The organism is Bartonella pachyuromydis, from assembly GCF_039543065.1.
GTDB classification, from domain to species: Bacteria; Pseudomonadota; Alphaproteobacteria; order Rhizobiales; family Rhizobiaceae; genus Bartonella; species Bartonella pachyuromydis.
In genome coordinates, this window is sequence record NZ_BAABJA010000005.1 from 52,941 (window position 1) to 72,116 (window position 19,176).

Here is a 19,176-nt window from a genome sequence, read left to right on the forward strand (position 1 = left end):
ATTACCATTCCCAGTTTAAGCTCTTTCCTTATAACATACAACATTATAAATACGTCACAACGGCATTTGGAACTTTGCAATGGCTCTTGAACCAATTATTCTTATTCCTGCCCGTATGGGCTCAACTCGTCTTCCTCAAAAAACTCTCGCTGAGATTTCTGGAAAACCAATGATTGTTCATGTTGCTGAACAAGCAAAAAAAGCTGCAATAGGACGTACTCTCGTAGCAACAGATCATAATGACATCGCCAAAGCCGTTACAGCTTATGGGCATGAATGTATCATAACATGTAACGATCATAAGTCTGGTTCTGATCGTATTTATGAAGCTTTAACGCTTATTGATCCTGAACAACGCTACAATACCATTTTGAATGTACAAGGTGATTTGCCCACAATAACACCTTATGAAATTATCAGTGCTTTACGCCCTTTGGAAAATAGCTTCACTGATATTGCAACCTTGGGTGCTAAAATCAGTGACGAAAATGAAAAAGTCGATCCGAATGTTGTCAAAATTATTGGAACACCACTTGCTCAAAATCGCCTTCGTGCTCTTTATTTTACCCGTGCAACGGCACCTTATGGAGATGGTCCCCTTTACCATCATATTGGGATATATGCTTACCGACGTGGAGCACTTGAGAAATTTGTGGCGCTTAAACCTTCTCCACTTGAACAACGTGAAAAACTTGAACAATTACGCGCATTAGAACATAATATGCGTATCGATGTAGAAATCATCGACACTATTCCCTTAAGCGTTGATACGCAAAATGACCTTGAAAGAGTACGTAAGATTTTAGCATGAAAGCACTTAAAAAAACCAATAAAATCTCTTTTCAAGGAGAATATGGTGCCAATTCTCATATTGCTTGCGCCAATATGTTTCCTGATATGGATGCTGTACCCTCTGCAACTTTTGAAGATGCCCTTAACTTAGTAGAAAGCGAGCAAGCTGATCTTGCTATGATTCCTATTGAAAATACTCTTGCTGGCCGTGTTGCGGATATTCATCATCTTTTACCACAATCATCCCTCTATATTATTGATGAATATTTTTTGCCTATTCATTTTCAGCTCATGGTTTTACCTGGCGTTACACATGACGAAATTAAAACCGTTCACAGCCATACACATGCCCTTGCACAATGCCGGAAAATTATACGAAATAATGGCTGGATACCTGTTGTTTCACCCGATACCGCTGGAGCTGCAAAATTTATTAAAAACAATGCAAAACGTTCACAAGCAGCTTTGGCGCCTCTCATCGCAGCAGAACTCTATGAGCTTGATATTCTTGAAAGAAATGTGGAAGATAACCCTCATAATATTACCCGTTTTGTCATCCTTTCGCGTTCTCAACGCTATGTTCCTAAACCCCAAAATGGCGAAAAAATTATCACTAGCCTTCTTTTTCGCGTACGCAATGTGCCAGCTGCTCTTTATAAAGCTATGGGAGGATTTGCCACAAATGGCATTAATATGACAAAATTAGAAAGCTACCAAATTGGTGGAAATTTCAATGCAACACAATTTTTCGTTGACATCGAAGGACATCCTGAAGATCCTATGATGAAACTTGCTCTAGAAGAGCTGTCTTTTTTCTCTGCTGAACTTCGCATTATCGGCATTTATCCGGCTCAAAATGGCCGAACTCCTCTATAAAAAATAATTCCATAGTATCGTTTTCATAGACATCGAAGAACATTTTAAAAATTTCATGATGCTATGCATCTTAGAAAGCCGTATCCTATTTTGCTAAAATGGCTTTATCATAAACATTGAAAAAAGTGAGCTTTACACTTCTTAAGGGAATACTTCCAATTTTCTAGATAATATATTTTCACGAATGACATAGATTAAGAACATAAATTCAGCACCAGTCAAAAAGATCAGCACAAAGTAAAAAGCTTCTCTTCAGCTCTCCTATTCCTGCCATACAAAAAACTCTTTAGAAAGATATGCTATCCTCTATAATAATTTATTTCAAAAGGAGAAGCATCAAATCTTACAAAGAAGGTTACACAATCATTCAATTTTTTTAGAAAACATCAAACAGTACCACTTTTCATCGTTTTGGATTCAAAAAATGTCAAAATGATTTTTATAAAGCTAAAAAATGCAATTTAACCCTGTTTTTCATAGTAAAGTTTGATCTTTCATATTGGTGGAAACTCATTTATAATCAGACTCCTTTTAGAATAAAAGGGGGAAAATAATGAAAAAAATTATCACTCAAGGACTGTTCGTTGCCAATATTCTCGTATGCTCTAGTGTTGCATTTGCTGGATTTGGTGAGACAAAATGGAACTTTGCGCCAAGTGAACGTGTTACAATTGGTGCGCCCGATAAGACAATGCATCAAGGTGTTGAATATGCTTGCAAAGCATTTAAACCTAAAAAAGCATCCTTTTATTTATCATACTCTTCGCCTACTGACCTAAAAAAACTAAAAATTGTTGCAGATGATGAAAAGAAAATAAAACATGATAAAGAACATAAACTCTTTACGCTTAAAGCTGTAAAATTCCTCGATATCAGTTTTCCTTCATCAGGACATTATACTTTTAAAAATATTACTAAGAGAAAAATTATTGGAATGGATTGTGATACAGGAGATTACAATTAATAATATTTCCAACAATATCTAAGCTTGTGTACGTTTTGAAAATACTTAAGTAAACCTTTTTTAGAAATTGAGCGTCGTAAATTATCAATGCTCGATTTTTGGAGGGGTAAACTTAAAAAATTGATGAGTGAACAATTTTTTAGCTAATAAATTGTTTTGTATTCTTGTTATCAGAGTAATTTTTAACAAAAACATAGTATCTATTATAGCAATGAACTCATCTCAAAAATTGTTACAGTCTCCACTTCTAACCATATACATAAACAAAAAATTACTTTGAGTTTATACGTATATGCCACATCCTGCAAAATGTGATCACAAAAAATAGCAAACATGTTCTGTTAACAGTTAAAGAAATGCAATAACATAGGATAAACTTAGATCTATTTGATTTCTAAGCATGCTGGAACTTACAATTGTATCATATTTTTGTTCACATCCATTTAAACTTAGTGCAAAAAATTAACTTATTCTCTTACAGTGCTAAAGACTGTATCATTCTTTAAAGTGATGTAATACCGATTACGCTGCACGATTTAAACAAATAATATTTCCCCCAATTTTAATTTATTACATGATCTGTATACTTTAATCTTTTTCTTTCCGTTTCTACAATTTTTTATAATGTCTTCAGAAGATATAATAAATAGTTTTATAGGATATAATTTGCTATTTATATTAAAATTTTTAAGGTACGGGATGTAAAAATAAAATCTTGAACATAGGATTTTTTAAACATGTATTTATTCAGATATAGCTTCAATGCTCATAAATCTTCTTGGAACAAACCATTTAAAAATCTCATAAAAATGAATGAGAAAATTTGATTATGAAACCCTTGCGAAAAGTCTAAGCTTCCTTGCTTTAAGAAAAAATTCAAAAAAAGTAAACACCCCTCTCCCTAAATAAATTTTAATCAATAGAAATCCCCTTAATACAGAACAAAACAACCATCTTGTGCATAATAAATCAAATAGGACAATCTCTCCCAATAGAAACCGATGAATCCCTAAACTGCTTATCATCCATAGTGCAAAAATGAAGTGCAAAGGAAAAATTCTTCGTTTTTCGTAGTATATTTCTTGTTTCTTAGCTTGATTTTTCCTTTTAAATCGACAATATGAGCGTGGGAGGTTGGTGATGGACGAACTGCTCGCCAACTGGGTCAGGTCTGGAAAGAAGCAGCCCCAACGAGTCTTTGTACGGGTCATTGTACCAGCCTCCTATGTTACTGTCTAAATCTTGTTCTTATTGTTTTCAGTGAAGTATTTTCAATTTTCAACGCTGTGTTATGTATGGAGCAGATAGGGGATTTTAGGCTGTCTTTAAGAAAATTGTCCTATTCCTTCAAAAAATAAATTGATTGAGAAAAAATCCTTTTATATTAAACTATGGTGTTAACCTGTTCCTTCGTATTATCGAACTATACGCATAAAGAGCTTCAAAGTTGGAATCGTTGATGGAAAATATACCGGTAGACACAACCTATCGTGTTCTTGCTCGCAAATATCGACCTCAAAATTTTTCTGACCTTATTGGTCAAGAGGCTATGGTGCGTACCCTCACAAATGCCTTTGAAGCAGGTCGCATTGCACAAGCATGGATGCTAACAGGAATTCGTGGAGTTGGTAAAACAACCACAGCACGTATTTTAGCACGTGCACTTAACTACAAAACAAAAGATATTGACCAACCAACAACCGTATTAAATACACTTGGTGAACATTGCACACAAATCATTGAAGGACGCCATATCGATGTTATAGAAATGGATGCTGCTTCACATACGGGTATTGATGACATTCGTGAAATTATTGAACAAATACGTTACCGTCCTGTTTCTGCTCGCTATAAAGTATATATTATTGATGAAGTGCATATGCTCTCGACACAGGCTTTTAATGGTCTCTTGAAAACACTTGAAGAACCACCAGCACATGTAAAATTTATTTTTGCAACGACAGAAATTCGCAAAGTTCCTATTACCATTCTTTCACGTTGTCAGCGTTTTGACTTACGGCGTGTTGAAGCAAAAATTTTGAGTGCACATTTGCGCCAAATTGCAAAATTTGAAAATGTAGAAGTGGAAAATCAAGCGCTCTCTATGATTGCTCGTGCTGCAGAAGGCTCTGTACGTGATGCTCTGTCCATTTTTGATCAAGCAATTGCTCATAGCAATGGGAATGTTAGTGCCATTGCAGTACGTGCAATGCTGGGATTAGCAGATCAAGCACGTATTATTGATCTCTTTGAATTCATCATGAAGGGCAATGTCGTAAGTGCCTTGCATGAATTACGTAGCCAATATGAGGCTGGTGCTGATCCTCTTACTATATTAACAGAATTAGCTGACTTCAATCATCTGGTGACACGTCTACGTTTCACTCCAGAAATAGCTGAAGACCTCTCACTCACCGAAGAGGAACGCTTAAAAAGCTTAGATTTTTCACAAAAACTTTCTATTCCTGTGCTATCGCGAAATTGGCAAATGTTGCTCAAAGGCTTACAAGAGGTGAGTCAGACAGCGCGTCCGCTTCAAGCTACTGAAATGTTACTCATTCGTCTTGCTCATACTGCCGATTTGCCCACTCTTGACGAAGCCTTGAAAAAACTTAACCAAGAAAAGACATCTCTCACAATCATTCCAAATTCTTCTCATCAAGAATCTACAAATGTAAAGAATACAACAAAAGTAACAACTGTATATGCCGATTCTTCCCAAAGCATTTCAAACATGCCTGCCAATCAGTCTGATTTAAAAACATCCGTAGGAAAAAAACTTAATCATTCCTTACAAGAAAAAGATTCAGTTGAAATTCAAACTTTTGAAAGCACAAATAATCCTGAAATAATAGAAACTCTTGAAACGTCAAAATCTGTTACGCTTTCTGAAAAGATTACACATCTATCACATCCCTCCACGGGGTGTGCAGAAGAAATGACCAAATCGCAAGCTACTGTTATCAATTCCTTGCACGATATTGTTAAATTAGCTGAACAGTATAATGAGATTCCTTTCAAACTCCTTATTAAAGAATTTGTGCATCCTGTTTCTTTTAAACCAAGGCATATTACCTTGAGGCTTTCTGAAAATGCTCCACATTCACTTGCTGGTGATATAGAAAAAATGCTTTTTCAATGGACTGAAAAACGCTGGACTATAACCTTTGTCAATGAAGGGGGAGGTCCTACCTTACAGGAGGAAAGTCTCGCTATCCAAAAGTCTCTTTTTTCCAATGCAGAAACAGATCCTGATGTTGCAAAAATACTTAACCATTTCCCAGAAGCAAAAATTGTCGATATTCGCCTTCATAAACAAGAAAATGACCTTGATTTACCACCTAATAGCTTTAAAAATGTTGATACTTTTGAAAATGACCGCGAAACTAACGATGAATAAGGATCCCCACTCCTATGCGTAACATGATGAACATAATGAAACAAGCCAAAGAAATGCAAGAAAAAATGCAAAAAATGCGAGAAGAACTGGCAAAACTTCAAGTAATTGGCACTGCAGGAGGTGGACTTGTCAGTATCACCTTAAACGGTCACAATGTTATAACAGCGATTCAAATTGATCCTTCTCTACTAACACCTGAGGAAGTTGAAGTCCTTGAAGATCTCATTATGGCGGCCTATAATGAAGCCAAAGCAAAAATTGAAATCGCTATAGAAGAAAGGACCAGACACATAACAGCAGGGATGCCTCTCCCATCAGGTTTTAAGCTACCATTTTAATGAAGCAAATTTTATGTAATCCTATGGGATAACAATATGTCTAAACACATTGCAGGACCTGAAATCGAGCGTCTTATTCAGCTTTTGGCACGGCTACCAGGTCTTGGTCCACGTTCTGCTCGTCGTGCTGCACTTCATCTTATCAAAAAAAAAGAAACATTGCTGGAGCCGTTAGGAGCAGCAATACAAACAACTGTGGATAAAGTTTGCATTTGTTCTGTTTGTGGAAACGTCGATACAATTGATCCTTGTTCGATTTGTACAGATCCACGCCGCGATGATACAACAATTATTGTTGTTGAGGATATCGCTGATCTGTGGGCTTTAGAACGTGCAAAAACTCTCGCCGCACGTTATCATGTACTGGGTGGGCACCTCTCTCCTTTAGATGGAGTAGGTCCTGACGAACTTAACATCACTCCCTTAATACAACGCGTTGTACAAAATCCAATTATGGAGATTATTCTGGCCGTCAATGCTACTGTTGAGGGACAAACAACGGCGCATTACATCACGGATCAGCTATCCAACTTTTCAGTTAAAGTGACTAAACTTGCCCATGGAGTACCTGTAGGTGGTGAACTTGATTATCTTGATGATGGAACTTTAGCTGCGGCTTTACAAGCGAGAACAAATCTTTAAAAGTTTTTTCTTATCCGCTATCTCTTTTATTTGTTATCATTGCTCTTTTTTGGGGGGAATATTAAATTGATAAAGAAAAATCTCTCACTTTTAAACGACTTTGGTCCCGGCATCTTGGTGTGTTTACTCATATCAGCCTTAGCGTATGGTCTAGAAGTTGTAGAAAAACAGCTCTTCGCAGAAGCGTGGCTTGAAAGTCTTGTTTTAGCAATTCTCTTAGGATCGATTACCCGTAGTTGTTTTACTTTGCCAGCATATTTTCAAAAAGGTATAATCTTTTGTGCAAAAACACTGCTTGAATTTGCTATTGTTCTTCTAGGAGCAAGTATTAGCGTACATGCCGTTTTTTCAGCCGGTTGGAGTCTGCTTGCTAGCATTGTATTTGTTATATTCATAACTATCCTTCTGAGTTTTTTTATAGGTCGAATTTTTGGGCTTTCTTCGCATTTAGCAATGCTTGTTGCTTGTGGGAACGCTATTTGTGGTAATTCTGCTATCGTAGCCGTTGCACCTGTCATTAAAGCAAAGCATGAAGAAGTAGCAGCATCTATTGCTTTTACCGCTCTTCTAGGGGTTGTTATTATTTTACTTCTCCCTGTTTTACATCCACTGCTCAATTTGTCATTGAGTCAATATGGTGTGCTTGCTGGCATGGTGGTTTATGCCGTACCACAGGTTTTAGCAGCAACGGCATCTGTTTCTTTTGTAAGCGTTCAAATTGCAACAGTTGTTAAATTGGTACGGGTTCTCATGTTAGGTCCTATTATTTTTGCCTTGTCAATTATTTACCATCGATCAGCACAAACCCGTTTGCGCTGGCATACCCTCATTCCATGGTTTATCATTGGCTTTATTATCATGATGTTGATCCGCTCCAGCAATCTTATTCCTGAAAGCACCCTTATCCCCATCCGATTTATTGCTCAGTTATTTACTGTCATTTCAATGGCAGCTTTAGGTCTAGGCGTTGATATCCGATCATTAAAAAAAGCAGGATGGCGTGTCATTTTGGCTTCAACCTGCTCCATACTGATCCTCGGAATTTGCAGTCTTATCATGATACAATTGAACGATTTAAACCATTTAACCTTTTGAAATATGCATTCTTAAATATTTTGACTTTTTTCAACGCAGCATGCAATCATTATACAGACTTACTAATATTGAAGCAGTTCTTCTATCAAATCAAATAAAAATTCTCTTATCATTTTAGATAAAAATGAAATACATTTTTGATATGCGTAGAAAACTATTAAACTGCTTTTTAGCACATCATTGTTTGCAACTAGAATTGTATAAAAATATAGACTTTATAAATGAACAATATTGTTTTTTATTCCATTTACTCTCGTTATAAGCAAGTTTTTATACAAGACTTACAAAATATGCTTTTATTGGAAAAATATAATGCGGCTTCAAAATTTCTCCTTTCAAATTGCTTTTACTCTCACTATGTTGCAATAGAGGTATGAAGGACAATTAAATCCATGTCAAAGAGAAAGGACTTTGTTGTTTATTAGTGCTCGCAATATTCCTAAATTATTGCAAAATAAACGAACAAAATAAAAAAACTAAAAAGCTCGGTGGACCTTTTGTTTATCACCTTATTCAACTAATGTATTTTTATGCTTATTCTTGCTATAGACACTGCTTCCATTTATTGTGCCGTTGCACTTGTTCGTCATAAATCTGTTATTGCGCGTATCAATGAGCGCATGCACAAGGGACATGCTGAAAAACTTATTGGACATATTGCACAAGTAATGAAACAAGCTAATATGCCCCTTCACCAAGTTGATCGGATTGCTGTCAATATTGGGCCTGGATCGTTCACTGGTGTGCGTGTAGGTGTTTCAACAGCACGCGCTTTGGCGTTAGCACTCGAAATACCAGCTGTTGGAGTAAGTGCTCTAGAGGCATTAGCGGCACAAACAACAAACAATACAAATACTGCACCAGCAATCACTGTTGTCATTGAAGCAGGAAGAGACATGTTCTACTATCAAAACTTCAATGAAGATCTCACCCCTTTAGGAGAACCAGGATTAAAAACGGTTGAAAACATCATCGTAGATTTACCGCAACAAACAAAATTAACCGGTCCAGCAGCTAATATTATTGCACGCTATATTATAGATAATAAAATAAACAACAAAATTATACGAGACCAAAGCTTCTGTGAAGCAGCTGACATTGTAAACTATGCCCATCTTGCTGCAAGCAAACAACCACAAAATCCGCCCCGCCCACTCTATTTACGTAATGCCGATGCAAAACAACAAACGGGTTTTGCTTTACCGCGGAAAAAATAATGTCTAAATTCTCATTGCAAAAAAAGTTTTTTGAGATTGCTCCGCTACAAGTTGATGATAGTGCTTCTCTTCATCAAATCCATCGCTCTTGTTTTGTTCCTGCTTGGGAGAAACACGCTTTTGCTGATTTCTTAACAGATTGTTCTATCTTTGGATACAAAGCCTTTCTTATTGAAAACCCTGAACAAATTATAGGCTTTTGCCTTTGCCGTCTTATTCTTGATGAAGCAGAAATTATCACAATTGCTGTTCACCCTCACTTTCGTCGAAAAGGAATTGGTACCTTTCTTATTGATAGTACACTTCGCCATCTCCACAATGAGCGTGCTATAAAATTATTCCTCGAAGTAGAAGAAATAAATCTTTCTGCTTTGAAACTTTATCACCGCTTCCAATTTAAACAAATTTCTAAACGTCCTGCCTACTACCAAACAAAAAATAGTTCAGGAAATGCAATCGTTATGCAAAAAACTTTTCAGCAAACAGATTGAGATTTATGTCAAAAACATTTAGACATGCACTATGAATAAAGTAGATCCTAAAAATACACCTTCTGTTCCCCCAAAAAAGGTTTTTATCAAAACCTATGGGTGCCAAATGAATGTTTATGATAGCCAGCGAATGACTGATAGTCTCAGTGCGCAAGGTTATGTTACAACACAAACACCAACTGACGCTGATCTTATTCTTGTTAATACCTGTCATATTCGTGAAAAAGCAGCAGAAAAACTTTATTCTGATCTTGGTCGCTTGCGGATAATGCGTCAAGAACGAGCCCCTGATAAACCTTTGATGGTTGGTGTGACTGGTTGTGTTGCACAAGCTGAGGGAAGTGAAATCTTACGCCGTGCTCCAACTGTGGATCTTGTTATTGGCCCACAAATGTATCACCGCTTACCAGATTTATTAGAAAAAGCAAAACAGGGGAAAAAAATTATTGAAACAGACTATGCTGTTGAAGATAAATTTTCTCACTTACCCCCTCATAATAAACGTGCTGTTAGAAAACGGGGCGTTAGCGCATTTTTAACAGTGCAAGAAGGATGCGATAAATTTTGCACTTTTTGTGTCGTTCCTTACACGCGGGGTGCGGAAATATCGCGACCTGTCGAACAAATTACCGAAGAAGCACGCCAACTTATTGAAGCAGGAGTCAAGGAAATTACGCTGCTTGGACAAAATGTAAATGGTTGGCATGGACAAAGTGTGGATGGTAAAACTTGGCGTCTTGGCGATCTTCTCTATCATCTTGCCAAATTGGATGGTTTAAAGCGTCTACGTTATACAACCAGCCATCCACGAGATATGGACGATAGTCTTATTGCCGCACATAGAGATCTTGACATATTGATGCCTTACCTCCATCTGCCTGTCCAATCAGGTTCGGATCGCATCTTAAAAGCAATGAACCGCCAACATAAAAGTATTGATTATCTTCAGCTTATCGAAAAAATCCGTACCGCACGACCCGATATTGCTTTTTCAGGTGATTTTATTGTAGGATTTCCAGGAGAAACAGACGAAGATTTTGAAGAAACTATTAAACTTGTTAAACAAGTCCAATACAGTTCTGCCTATTCTTTTAAATACTCGCCCCGCCCTGGAACGGCTGGTGCAACAATGAAAAATCATGTTGATGAAATTGTAAAAGATGCGAGACTCCAGCACTTACAAGTTCTGCTCCTTGAACAACAAGATGCATTCTTGCGTTCTAAAATTGGTCAAACAACCGATGTTCTTATCGAAAAGGCTGGGCGTCACGCTGGACAAATGGTAGGTCGTTCACCTTGGCTTTTACCCGTTGTCGTAGATACAGACGCTTCTACAGGATCGGTAGTAGAAATTCATATTAAAAACGCAAGTTCAAACAGTTTTGTCGGTGAAATGGCAAATCTATAGATACGTCTTTCATGCCTTGTGCACAACAGAGATTTTAAAAAGCTCTTTTATTTTTGCAGAAAATGATTACATTTAAAGCATGCATTTTATGAAAAATGTATTGTTTTCTATAAAGTTTACTGCAAAAAATATGCAGCACTTGTGTAAATATGGGAGAATAGGTTGAAAGCTTCAACCGAAAAAATAAAGCGCGTTAAAGAAAAAATAAATGCTTACTCTGAAAATACGCCTATCTTAGGAAAAGCAACCATACCAGATGCTCATCATGTTGTTCTCATTTTTGAAAACAATAAATATGCGAAAACGGTTTTTGGTAAACTCGACGAAAATCTTGCTCATATTGAAAAAAAACTTGGCCTTAGCATTCATCCACGCGGTAATGAAGTTTTTATCCATGGAAATATTGCTGCTATAAAACAGGCACAATACGTATTACAGCAGCTTTATGAACGCGCTAAAACACATCAAGAGCTCACTTTATCAGATACTGAAGGAGCAATTGCCATGGCAAATTTGCTACAAGAACAGCAAGAAGCCCCCATCACAATCCAACAGGGGGGAAAATATAGCCCCGCACGACTTAGTACCCATAAAAAAATAATCCATGCTAGGACCCCTACACAAGACGCTTATATACGCGCAATGGAACATAATGAACTTGTTTTTGGTATAGGACCTGCTGGAACAGGCAAAACATATCTTGCTGTTGCACATGCTGCAATGCTTCTAGAGCGTGGTATTATTGAACGTATTATCCTCTCACGTCCTGCCGTTGAAGCTGGAGAGCATCTTGGCTTTTTGCCTGGTGATCTGAAAGAGAAAGTTGATCCATATTTACGTCCACTTTATGATGCCCTTTATGATATGATTCCCGTTGAAAAAGTAGAGCGCATTTTAGCTTCCGGTGTCATAGAAATTGCTCCTCTTGCTTTCATGCGTGGGCGAACACTTGCTCATGCAGCTGTTATTCTTGATGAGGCACAAAATACCACACCTATGCAAATGAAAATGTTCCTCACCCGTCTTGGGGAAGGAACACGTATGATTATCACTGGTGATGTCAGCCAAATTGATTTACCTCGTGGACAAAAATCAGGTTTAAACGAAGCAATACGTATTCTTTCAAAAGTAGAAAATATTGCCATTATTCGGTTTGATGAAAAAGATGTTGTACGCCATCCCCTTGTTGCCGCTATCGTCCGTGCTTATGATAAAGATTCTGCTGTACAAATTGAAAAAATGTCATCCTCAAGCTCTTCCTTTTAAAAGTGAGTTTAATTTATCATGATTACTATCGATATAACTGTTGAGAGCTCTGGGTGGGATGATGAGCAGATACTTTATAACATCACTGAAAAAACATTAATAACGACAATGCATCATCTGTCATTAGAAAATATTGTAAGCGAAGTTAGCATGCTTTTTACGGATGACAAACATATGGCACAGATCAATGCAAAATGGCGTGGTAAAAACAAACCTACCAATGTCTTGTCCTTTCCTGCTTTTCCAATTAGAATTGGACAGATCCCAGGACTTATGCTCGGTGATATTATTATTGCACGAGAAACTGTTCTCCTAGAAGCGAAGAGAGAGGGAAAATTGTTTCACGACCATTTGACGCATATGATTGTTCATGGTGTTCTTCACCTCCTTGGCTATAATCATGAAACAGATGATGAAGCTCACCACATGGAAAAACTTGAAAGAGAAATTCTTCAAAAGCTTTCCATAAAAGATCCCTATATTGAATTGTTTTAAAAATGATAAAAATTAACTTCTTAAATTCATATCATCATCATACAATTTAAAGTTTCTTATGCCTCTATTATAATAAAGAAAGTTTGAAGATTTCAAAATCATGGCAAACAAAATAAATGTACCAAATAACCGTCAAACATCTTCTGTTATTGAAGAACATTCCTCTCAACAGACGAATCATACGGAAAAATACTCCCTGTTAAATCATTTATTTTCGTTTTTACGTGGACGTAATTCTACCTCACTGCGCGATGATCTTACCGTTGCACTGACAACCGATAATGAAAAAGATACAGCCCTCTTCTCACCTGAAGAACGTACTATGCTGCACAATATCTTACGTTTGCGTGAAGCACGTGTTGATGATGTCATGATTCCACGTTCCGAAATCAAAGCATTGGAAATAACCACTCCACTTGAGGAAGCTCTCAAATGTTTTGCAAAAATTGGTCATTCTCGCATACCTGTCTATGCTGAAACTTTAGATGATCCGCGAGGCATGATCCATATTCGCGATATCCTTAATTATATAACTCGCTTCATTATCAACTCAATCCAAACTGAGCAGAAATCCAATGTGCTACAATTAAATCATAGCTATTTACACACCCCCATCGGTGAATTGGATTTAATTCGAACCGTTCTCTTTGTTCCTAGTTCTATGCTAGCAAGCAAATTATTAACACGTATGCAAACCACACGAACACAGATGGCCTTGGTTATCGATGAATATGGAGGTACAGACGGTCTTGTTTCAATGGAGGATATTGTCGAATTAGTCGTTGGTGATATCGAAGATGAACATGATAATGTCGACAATGCTATCGTACGCGAACACAATAATAAATGGCTTGTTGATGCAAGGACAGAGCTAGAGGATGTTGAAAAAGCTCTTGGACCCGATTTTATTGTAGGGGAATATGGTGATGACGTTGATACTATTGGTGGTTTGATCGTTTCTATCCTTGATCGTATTCCTGCCAAAGGTGAGGTTATTGAAGCCGTACCTGGTTATCGATTTCATATTTTAGAAGCTGATAAACGCAGGATTAAGCGATTGCGCATTTTTCGTACTCCAGAAAATGAGAATTTTAAAAACAATGTCATCCCTAAAGAATAACCAAACGTTTTTAAACAATTTCACACTTTTCTTGTTTTCTGTTACCGGCTGGAAACGGCAAATGTGGGTATTCCTCTGTGGTGCCTTTACTTCTTTTGCACTTCCACCCTTTTATTTGACGCCTCTGTGCTTTTTAACTTTCCCCACCTTTATTATTTTACTTGATTCCATACGTGCTATCCAAAACAATAAAAAACGTTTTCTCACCTACGCTCTCAGCTGTGGAGTCTTTGGCTTTAGTTATTTTATTTGTAGCCTTTGGTGGTTGTGCAATGCTTTATTCACAGATCCAGTTGCTTTTGGTTGGGCAGTACCTTTTGCTATTTTGGGTCCTCCTCTCTACCTTTCTCTTTACTGGTTTTTTGCAGGATTCATTGTCGGTTTATTATGGACAAAAGGAATAGCACGCTTCTTTGTTCTGGCCTTCGCGCTAGGATTAGCAGAATGGTTACGCGCATTTTTATTTACAGGCTTTCCTTGGAATGCCCTTGGCTATACAGCTATGCCAACCACAATGTTCATGCAATCCGATGCTATCGTTGGGCTTTACGGTATGAATATTCTTGCCGTCTTAGTTTACAGCTTACCAACTGTTCTATTAACAGATGAAAAAAAGAAAGCCGCACTTTCTCTTTGTTTATCACTTATACTGGTCCACAGTGGTTTTGGGTTTTATCGACTCCATACCATACCCAATATAGCAGATGATCAAAAAAGTGGTTATTGGGTGCGTATTGTTCAACCTTCTATCCAACAAGATATAAAACTGAATAATACAACACGAGAAGCTATATTTGCAGCCCATATGCGTTTGAGTGCAGCACCAACATCTGGTCACAATCGAGAACCTGACTTTATTGTATGGCCTGAAGCATCTGTCCCTTATCTCCTCTATGATAATTCTACGACCACAATGCGTATTGCTTCTCTGCTAAAACCTAAACAGTGGGCTATTATTGGTGCAATACGAGCTAGTAATGTTTCCCTTAATGCGCCAATGCAATACTTTAATACAATTGCCGTTATTAATAATAAAGGGAATGTTTTAAATACTTCCGATAAACTGCATCTAGTTCCTTTTGGTGAATACCTCCCCTATCAGAATTTATTGAAAAAACTTGGATTGCATATCCTTGCTGATAATATTGGTGGATATAGTGCCGCAAGTGCGCGTGAAATTATCACGATGCCAAACGGTTTTTCTTATCTTCCACTAATTTGTTATGAAGTCATATTTCCTCATGAAATGACTTTTAAAGGCTCCTCTCCTCAAGCAATCATTAATGTTACAAATGATGCGTGGTTTGGTGTAACGCCTGGTCCTTATCAACATCTTCAACAAGCACAGCTTCGTGCCATTGAACTTGGAATCCCTCTCATACGCGCCGCCAATAATGGAATATCAGCTGTTATTGATTCTTATGGACGAATCGTTGTAGCTCTCCAGCAGAATGCTGTTGGCATTATTGATTCACCAATTCCATCATCTATTACTCCTATAGCAAGCAATGAATATAGAATATTCTCTACTTTTATCTTATTTGTTCTTATGCTATTGTGTCGTATCGGTTTTGGTTCTACAAGACACCTTAAATGATTCAAGTGCCCATCTTCGGTATTACATTATGTGTACCGGTAATGTTGGGAAAAAATATTACATATTATTTTAATTATATGATAAATCAACTTCATAGAAAGCTGATGTTGATTTAGAAGTAAAGTGCTGGAAATAAAGAGTTGCATTATGACCGAGACTAAAAAAAAGCCCGACCCTATAGATATCTATGTTGGAACCCGCATTCGTTTACGTCGTAATATTTTAGGACTTACTCAAGAAAAACTAGGTGAGAAATTGGGGGTTACTTTCCAGCAAATACAAAAATATGAAAAAGGTACAAACCGTATTGGCGCAAGTCGCCTTCAAGCAATTGCAGAAATTATGGATGTTCCTGTTTCCTATTTTTTTGATAAAGGCATTAATACGCAAAATGTGGAAGGCTTTGCTGAAAGCGATAACGATTTTATGGATTTTTGCTCTAGTAATGAGGGAATCCAACTGATGCGTGCTTTTACGAATATATCCGATGCGAAGGTGCGTCGAAAAATTATTGACTTAGCAAAAGCACTGTCTGAAGAAGATATGACAAACAAGCTATAAAATAAAGATTACGTTTTTTCTCTCCAGCTTATAAATTGAGCATTGACGATTTGCCATGGGATTGGCAAATAAGGGCGATTTTAATAGACAATTTCATAAACTGTTGGTTTTCTTTTTTGAAGGAGTTCCTATGCCGCATCAAGATTATCTTTTTACGAGTGAGTCGGTATCGGAAGGACATCCTGATAAGATTTGCGACCGTATTTCTGATGAAATCGTTGATATGGTCTATAAAGAAGCGCAAAAAACTGGTACAGATCCTTGGCTCGTGCGGGTAGCTTGTGAAACACTCGTAAGTGTAAATCGTGTCGTTATCGCTGGTGAGGTACGTGTACCTCATACTCTCTTAAAAAGAGACAAAAATAAAGAATTAATCTACGATGAAAATGGCTGTTCTCTCATTGATCCCACACGTTTTCGTGCAACAGCACGTCGTGCCATTCGTGCGATTGGTTATGAACAAGTAGGTTTTCATTGGAAGACTGTTAAAATTGATGTTCTTTTACGTCCCCAATCAACGGATATTGCACGTGGAGTTGATAATGCTACGGATCGCAATGGTGAAGAAGGAGCAGGTGATCAAGGTATCATGTTCGGATATGCTTGCCGTGAAACACCAGATTTCATGCCAGCTCCCATTTATTATGCGCATAAAATTCTCAAACTTCTTGCTGCAGCCCGCCATAAAGGAGAAGGAGAGACTGGAAAATTAGGACCAGATGCTAAAAGTCAAATAACAATACGCTATAAGAATGGAAAACCAATAGAAGTAACGTCCATCGTTCTTTCAACACAACATTTAGATGAGAGTTGGGATTCGGATAAGATTCGTACAGTAGTTGAGCCTTATATTCGTCAGGCTTTACAAGATATTCCCATTTCAGACCAATGCAGTTGGTATATTAATCCAACAGGAAAATTTGTTATTGGAGGTCCTCAAAGTGATACTGGACTGACTGGGCGCAAAATTATTGTTGATACTTATGGGGGAGCCGCCCCCCATGGTGGAGGTGCTTTCTCAGGAAAAGATACAACAAAAGTTGATCGTTCTGCTGCTTATGCCGCACGTTATCTCGCTAAAAATATTGTTGCGGCCAATTTAGCAGAACGATGCACCATTCAACTATCCTATGCGATTGGCATTGCACAACCCCTATCCATTTATCTTAATCTTCATGGAACAGGAAAAGTCGATGAAAAAATTCTTGAAGCAACCATTCGCAAAATAATGGATCTTTCACCAACAGGCATTCGAAAACATCTTGACCTCAATAAACCTATTTATACAAAAACAGCTGCTTATGGTCATTTTGGACGCACACCAAAAGATGATGGTTCATTTTCATGGGAAAAAACTGACTTGATTAAAACACTTCAAACGATGATTAAAATACCATGATTGATCATAATACACATGCGCGTGAAGCTTTTTTTGGTCGCCGACAAGGAAAACGGCTACGAAATAGCCAGCTTACGCGTATCGAAATGCTTCTCCCAACTCTTCATATTGATTTAAATACCCTCCCACCTTTAGATTTAACATCTCTATTTGCCAATAAAGTAAAAGAAGTTCGACTTGAAATCGGTTTTGGTGGAGGTGAACATTTGCTTCATGAAATGGAACATTTTCCACAAACTGGTTTTATTGGTATCGAACCCTTTGTCAATGGCATGGCAAAGATATTGCTGTCTCTTGAACAGCATAAACAGCATCAAAGTCAACTTCGCCTCTATGACGATGATGCCACACGCCTCCTTGATTGGCTTCCAGATGCATCACTTGATGGAATAGACCTCTTCTATCCTGATCCATGGCCTAAAAAGAAACATTGGAAACGACGTTTTATCAACATAAAAAATCTTAATCGTTTTGCTCGCGTTCTTAAAGTAGGAAAAAAATTCCGCTTTGCCAGCGATATAGACAGTTATGTAAACTGGACCCTTTATCATTGTGCACAACATCATCACTTTGAGTGGGAAGCAGAAAAACCTCAAGATTGGAAAACCCCTTATCCGCTCTGGATAAGTACCCGCTATGAAGCTAAAGCTCTGCGTGAAGGACGGATACCCACTTATCTTACCTTTGTCAAAAAATAAATGGTCAAATGCTTTTCTTATAAACAACTTGAAAAATTTTGAATTTAAGAGTATCAATAAGAAAATTCTTGGTCTTGTGATGAGGAGTGGGCCGTTGGACCCGCTCTTTTTTAATGTCATAAAGCCTAAGAAAAATGACTTGGGTAAAATCTATGAACGAAACTGAAAAAATAAGCGGCCTTGACGAACCACGTCTGTTTGAAGAAGATGGTGTTGAAGCACGCGTTGGGGCTCTTATCATACCATTACTTAAGCCCTTAGGTTATCGTCTGGTTCGCGTAAAGCTTCTTGGTTTAAATGGCTTAACACTTCAAATTATGGTAGAACGCGCTGATGGCTCTATGACCGTAGAAGATTGTGAAACTGTTAGCCGAACTGTTTCACCCTTTCTTGATGTGCAAAATATTATTGAGCGCAAATATCATTTAGAAATTTCATCTCCTGGAATTGACCGTCCACTGGTAAGAAAATCTGACTTTTTGCATTGGCAAGGACATATTGCAAAAATTGAAACTAAAAGAACAATTGATGGACGCCGAAAATTTCGTGGAACACTGACAAATATTACACAAGATGGATTTACTTTAAACACCGATAAAGTCGCTTATGGAGAAGCCATGTATATCTCTATTGCCTTTTGTGATATTATAAATGCACATCTGGTGCTTACTGATGAACTTATTCGCGACGCATTGAAAAAAAATAAAGATTTAAATCAACAATTTATTTCCGAAGATAATTCTATCTCAAAACAGACATCAAATTACAAAAGTTAATATCACTGGGAAATGCCTATCGTGTGGCACAAAGAAGGAGA

Annotated in this window: 18 protein-coding genes and 1 other RNA gene; all 19 read left to right on the plus strand. The window is 37.4% G+C overall.

Features of this window, described 5'->3' with window-relative positions; all coding sequences use genetic code 11:
* The first annotated feature begins 79 nt into the window (after window positions 1-79).
* The 19 genes from ABD917_RS04905 to rimP all read left to right on the plus strand — a co-directional run bounded on the left by ABD917_RS04905 (window position 80) and on the right by rimP (window position 19,135).
* Window positions 80-811 (plus strand): 3-deoxy-manno-octulosonate cytidylyltransferase, encoded by a 732-nt coding sequence (locus ABD917_RS04905; protein ID WP_345118985.1) that lies wholly within the window; start codon window positions 80-82, stop codon window positions 809-811.
* A complete protein-coding gene (locus ABD917_RS04910) occupies window positions 808-1,668 on the plus strand; it encodes a prephenate dehydratase (RefSeq protein ID WP_345118986.1) in 861 nt (286 codons plus the stop codon). Before ABD917_RS04905 ends, ABD917_RS04910 begins: the two co-directional genes overlap by 4 nt.
* Before the next feature lie 553 nt (window positions 1,669-2,221).
* Window positions 2,222-2,632 (plus strand): hypothetical protein, encoded by a 411-nt coding sequence (locus ABD917_RS04915; protein WP_345118987.1) that lies wholly within the window; start codon window positions 2,222-2,224, stop codon window positions 2,630-2,632.
* A 1,129-nt stretch (window positions 2,633-3,761) separates the two neighbouring features.
* Window positions 3,762-3,859: signal recognition particle sRNA small type (gene ffs, locus ABD917_RS04920), an RNA gene on the plus strand.
* A 232-nt stretch (window positions 3,860-4,091) separates the two neighbouring features.
* Window positions 4,092-6,032: a DNA polymerase III subunit gamma/tau gene (locus ABD917_RS04925; RefSeq protein ID WP_345119068.1), complete on the plus strand. Its 1,941-nt coding sequence runs from the start codon at window positions 4,092-4,094 to the stop codon at window positions 6,030-6,032.
* 14 nt (window positions 6,033-6,046) lie between these two features.
* The gene (locus tag ABD917_RS04930; RefSeq protein WP_345118988.1) at window positions 6,047-6,370 is read left to right on the plus strand and encodes a YbaB/EbfC family nucleoid-associated protein; all 324 of its coding nucleotides are present in this window, start codon (window positions 6,047-6,049) and stop codon (window positions 6,368-6,370) included.
* A gap of 36 nt (window positions 6,371-6,406) precedes the next feature.
* Window positions 6,407-7,012, plus strand: coding sequence for a recombination mediator RecR (gene recR / locus ABD917_RS04935; protein WP_345118989.1), 606 nt, complete (start codon window positions 6,407-6,409; stop codon window positions 7,010-7,012).
* Between the two features lie 66 nt (window positions 7,013-7,078).
* Window positions 7,079-8,107 (plus strand): YeiH family protein, encoded by a 1,029-nt coding sequence (locus ABD917_RS04940; protein WP_345118990.1) that lies wholly within the window; start codon window positions 7,079-7,081, stop codon window positions 8,105-8,107.
* A gap of 530 nt (window positions 8,108-8,637) precedes the next feature.
* Window positions 8,638-9,324 carry a tRNA (adenosine(37)-N6)-threonylcarbamoyltransferase complex dimerization subunit type 1 TsaB gene (gene tsaB, locus ABD917_RS04945; protein ID WP_345118991.1) on the plus strand — a complete coding sequence of 229 codons (687 nt, stop codon included), beginning with the start codon at window positions 8,638-8,640 and terminating at the stop codon, window positions 9,322-9,324.
* Window positions 9,324-9,815, plus strand: coding sequence for a ribosomal protein S18-alanine N-acetyltransferase (rimI, locus tag ABD917_RS04950; RefSeq protein ID WP_345118992.1), 492 nt, complete (start codon window positions 9,324-9,326; stop codon window positions 9,813-9,815). The genes tsaB and rimI overlap by 1 nt, the downstream gene beginning before the upstream one ends.
* 31 nt (window positions 9,816-9,846) lie before the next feature.
* A complete protein-coding gene (miaB, locus tag ABD917_RS04955) occupies window positions 9,847-11,223 on the plus strand; it encodes a tRNA (N6-isopentenyl adenosine(37)-C2)-methylthiotransferase MiaB (protein WP_345118993.1) in 1,377 nt (458 codons plus the stop codon).
* 162 nt (window positions 11,224-11,385) lie between these two features.
* Window positions 11,386-12,489 (plus strand): PhoH family protein, encoded by a 1,104-nt coding sequence (locus ABD917_RS04960; protein WP_345118994.1) that lies wholly within the window; start codon window positions 11,386-11,388, stop codon window positions 12,487-12,489.
* Window positions 12,490-12,507: 18 nt separating this feature from the next.
* Window positions 12,508-12,984: an rRNA maturation RNase YbeY gene (gene ybeY, locus ABD917_RS04965; RefSeq protein ID WP_345118995.1), complete on the plus strand. Its 477-nt coding sequence runs from the start codon at window positions 12,508-12,510 to the stop codon at window positions 12,982-12,984.
* Window positions 12,985-13,084: 100 nt separating this feature from the next.
* A complete protein-coding gene (locus tag ABD917_RS04970; RefSeq protein WP_345118996.1) occupies window positions 13,085-14,104 on the plus strand; it encodes a hemolysin family protein in 1,020 nt (339 codons plus the stop codon).
* Entirely contained in the window at window positions 14,067-15,701 is a 1,635-nt protein-coding gene (gene lnt / locus ABD917_RS04975) for an apolipoprotein N-acyltransferase (RefSeq protein ID WP_345118997.1), read from the plus strand. The genes ABD917_RS04970 and lnt overlap by 38 nt, the downstream gene beginning before the upstream one ends.
* A gap of 147 nt (window positions 15,702-15,848) precedes the next feature.
* Window positions 15,849-16,262 (plus strand): helix-turn-helix domain-containing protein, encoded by a 414-nt coding sequence (locus tag ABD917_RS04980; RefSeq protein WP_345118998.1) that lies wholly within the window; start codon window positions 15,849-15,851, stop codon window positions 16,260-16,262.
* A gap of 130 nt (window positions 16,263-16,392) precedes the next feature.
* Window positions 16,393-17,661 carry a methionine adenosyltransferase gene (gene metK, locus ABD917_RS04985; RefSeq protein WP_345118999.1) on the plus strand — a complete coding sequence of 423 codons (1,269 nt, stop codon included), beginning with the start codon at window positions 16,393-16,395 and terminating at the stop codon, window positions 17,659-17,661.
* Window positions 17,658-18,359 carry a tRNA (guanine(46)-N(7))-methyltransferase TrmB gene (locus tag ABD917_RS04990; protein ID WP_345119000.1) on the plus strand — a complete coding sequence of 234 codons (702 nt, stop codon included), beginning with the start codon at window positions 17,658-17,660 and terminating at the stop codon, window positions 18,357-18,359. The genes metK and ABD917_RS04990 overlap by 4 nt, the downstream gene beginning before the upstream one ends.
* 152 nt (window positions 18,360-18,511) lie before the next feature.
* Complete coding sequence (rimP, locus tag ABD917_RS04995) at window positions 18,512-19,135, plus strand: ribosome maturation factor RimP (protein ID WP_345119001.1); 624 nt, start codon at window positions 18,512-18,514, stop codon at window positions 19,133-19,135.
* The last annotated feature ends 41 nt before the right edge of the window (window positions 19,136-19,176 follow it).

What these genes read in the sequence shown, in the direction of transcription:
- ABD917_RS04905 (WP_345118985.1), top strand. Translation starts at nt 80, where the DNA reads ATGGCTCTTGAACCAATTATTCTTATTCCTGCCCGTATGGGCTCAACT.
- ABD917_RS04910 (WP_345118986.1), top strand. Translation starts at nt 808, where the DNA reads ATGAAAGCACTTAAAAAAACCAATAAAATCTCTTTTCAAGGAGAATAT.
- ABD917_RS04915 (WP_345118987.1), top strand. Translation starts at nt 2,222, where the DNA reads ATGAAAAAAATTATCACTCAAGGACTGTTCGTTGCCAATATTCTCGTA.
- ABD917_RS04925 (WP_345119068.1), top strand. Translation starts at nt 4,092, where the DNA reads ATGGAAAATATACCGGTAGACACAACCTATCGTGTTCTTGCTCGCAAA.
- ABD917_RS04930 (WP_345118988.1), top strand. Translation starts at nt 6,047, where the DNA reads ATGCGTAACATGATGAACATAATGAAACAAGCCAAAGAAATGCAAGAA.
- recR (WP_345118989.1), top strand. Translation starts at nt 6,407, where the DNA reads ATGTCTAAACACATTGCAGGACCTGAAATCGAGCGTCTTATTCAGCTT.
- tsaB (WP_345118991.1), top strand. Translation starts at nt 8,638, where the DNA reads ATGCTTATTCTTGCTATAGACACTGCTTCCATTTATTGTGCCGTTGCA.
- rimI (WP_345118992.1), top strand. Translation starts at nt 9,324, where the DNA reads ATGTCTAAATTCTCATTGCAAAAAAAGTTTTTTGAGATTGCTCCGCTA.
- miaB (WP_345118993.1), top strand. Translation starts at nt 9,847, where the DNA reads ATGAATAAAGTAGATCCTAAAAATACACCTTCTGTTCCCCCAAAAAAG.
- ybeY (WP_345118995.1), top strand. Translation starts at nt 12,508, where the DNA reads ATGATTACTATCGATATAACTGTTGAGAGCTCTGGGTGGGATGATGAG.
- ABD917_RS04970 (WP_345118996.1), top strand. Translation starts at nt 13,085, where the DNA reads ATGGCAAACAAAATAAATGTACCAAATAACCGTCAAACATCTTCTGTT.
- lnt (WP_345118997.1), top strand. Translation starts at nt 14,067, where the DNA reads ATGAGAATTTTAAAAACAATGTCATCCCTAAAGAATAACCAAACGTTT.
- ABD917_RS04980 (WP_345118998.1), top strand. Translation starts at nt 15,849, where the DNA reads ATGACCGAGACTAAAAAAAAGCCCGACCCTATAGATATCTATGTTGGA.
- metK (WP_345118999.1), top strand. Translation starts at nt 16,393, where the DNA reads ATGCCGCATCAAGATTATCTTTTTACGAGTGAGTCGGTATCGGAAGGA.
- ABD917_RS04990 (WP_345119000.1), top strand. Translation starts at nt 17,658, where the DNA reads ATGATTGATCATAATACACATGCGCGTGAAGCTTTTTTTGGTCGCCGA.
- rimP (WP_345119001.1), top strand. Translation starts at nt 18,512, where the DNA reads ATGAACGAAACTGAAAAAATAAGCGGCCTTGACGAACCACGTCTGTTT.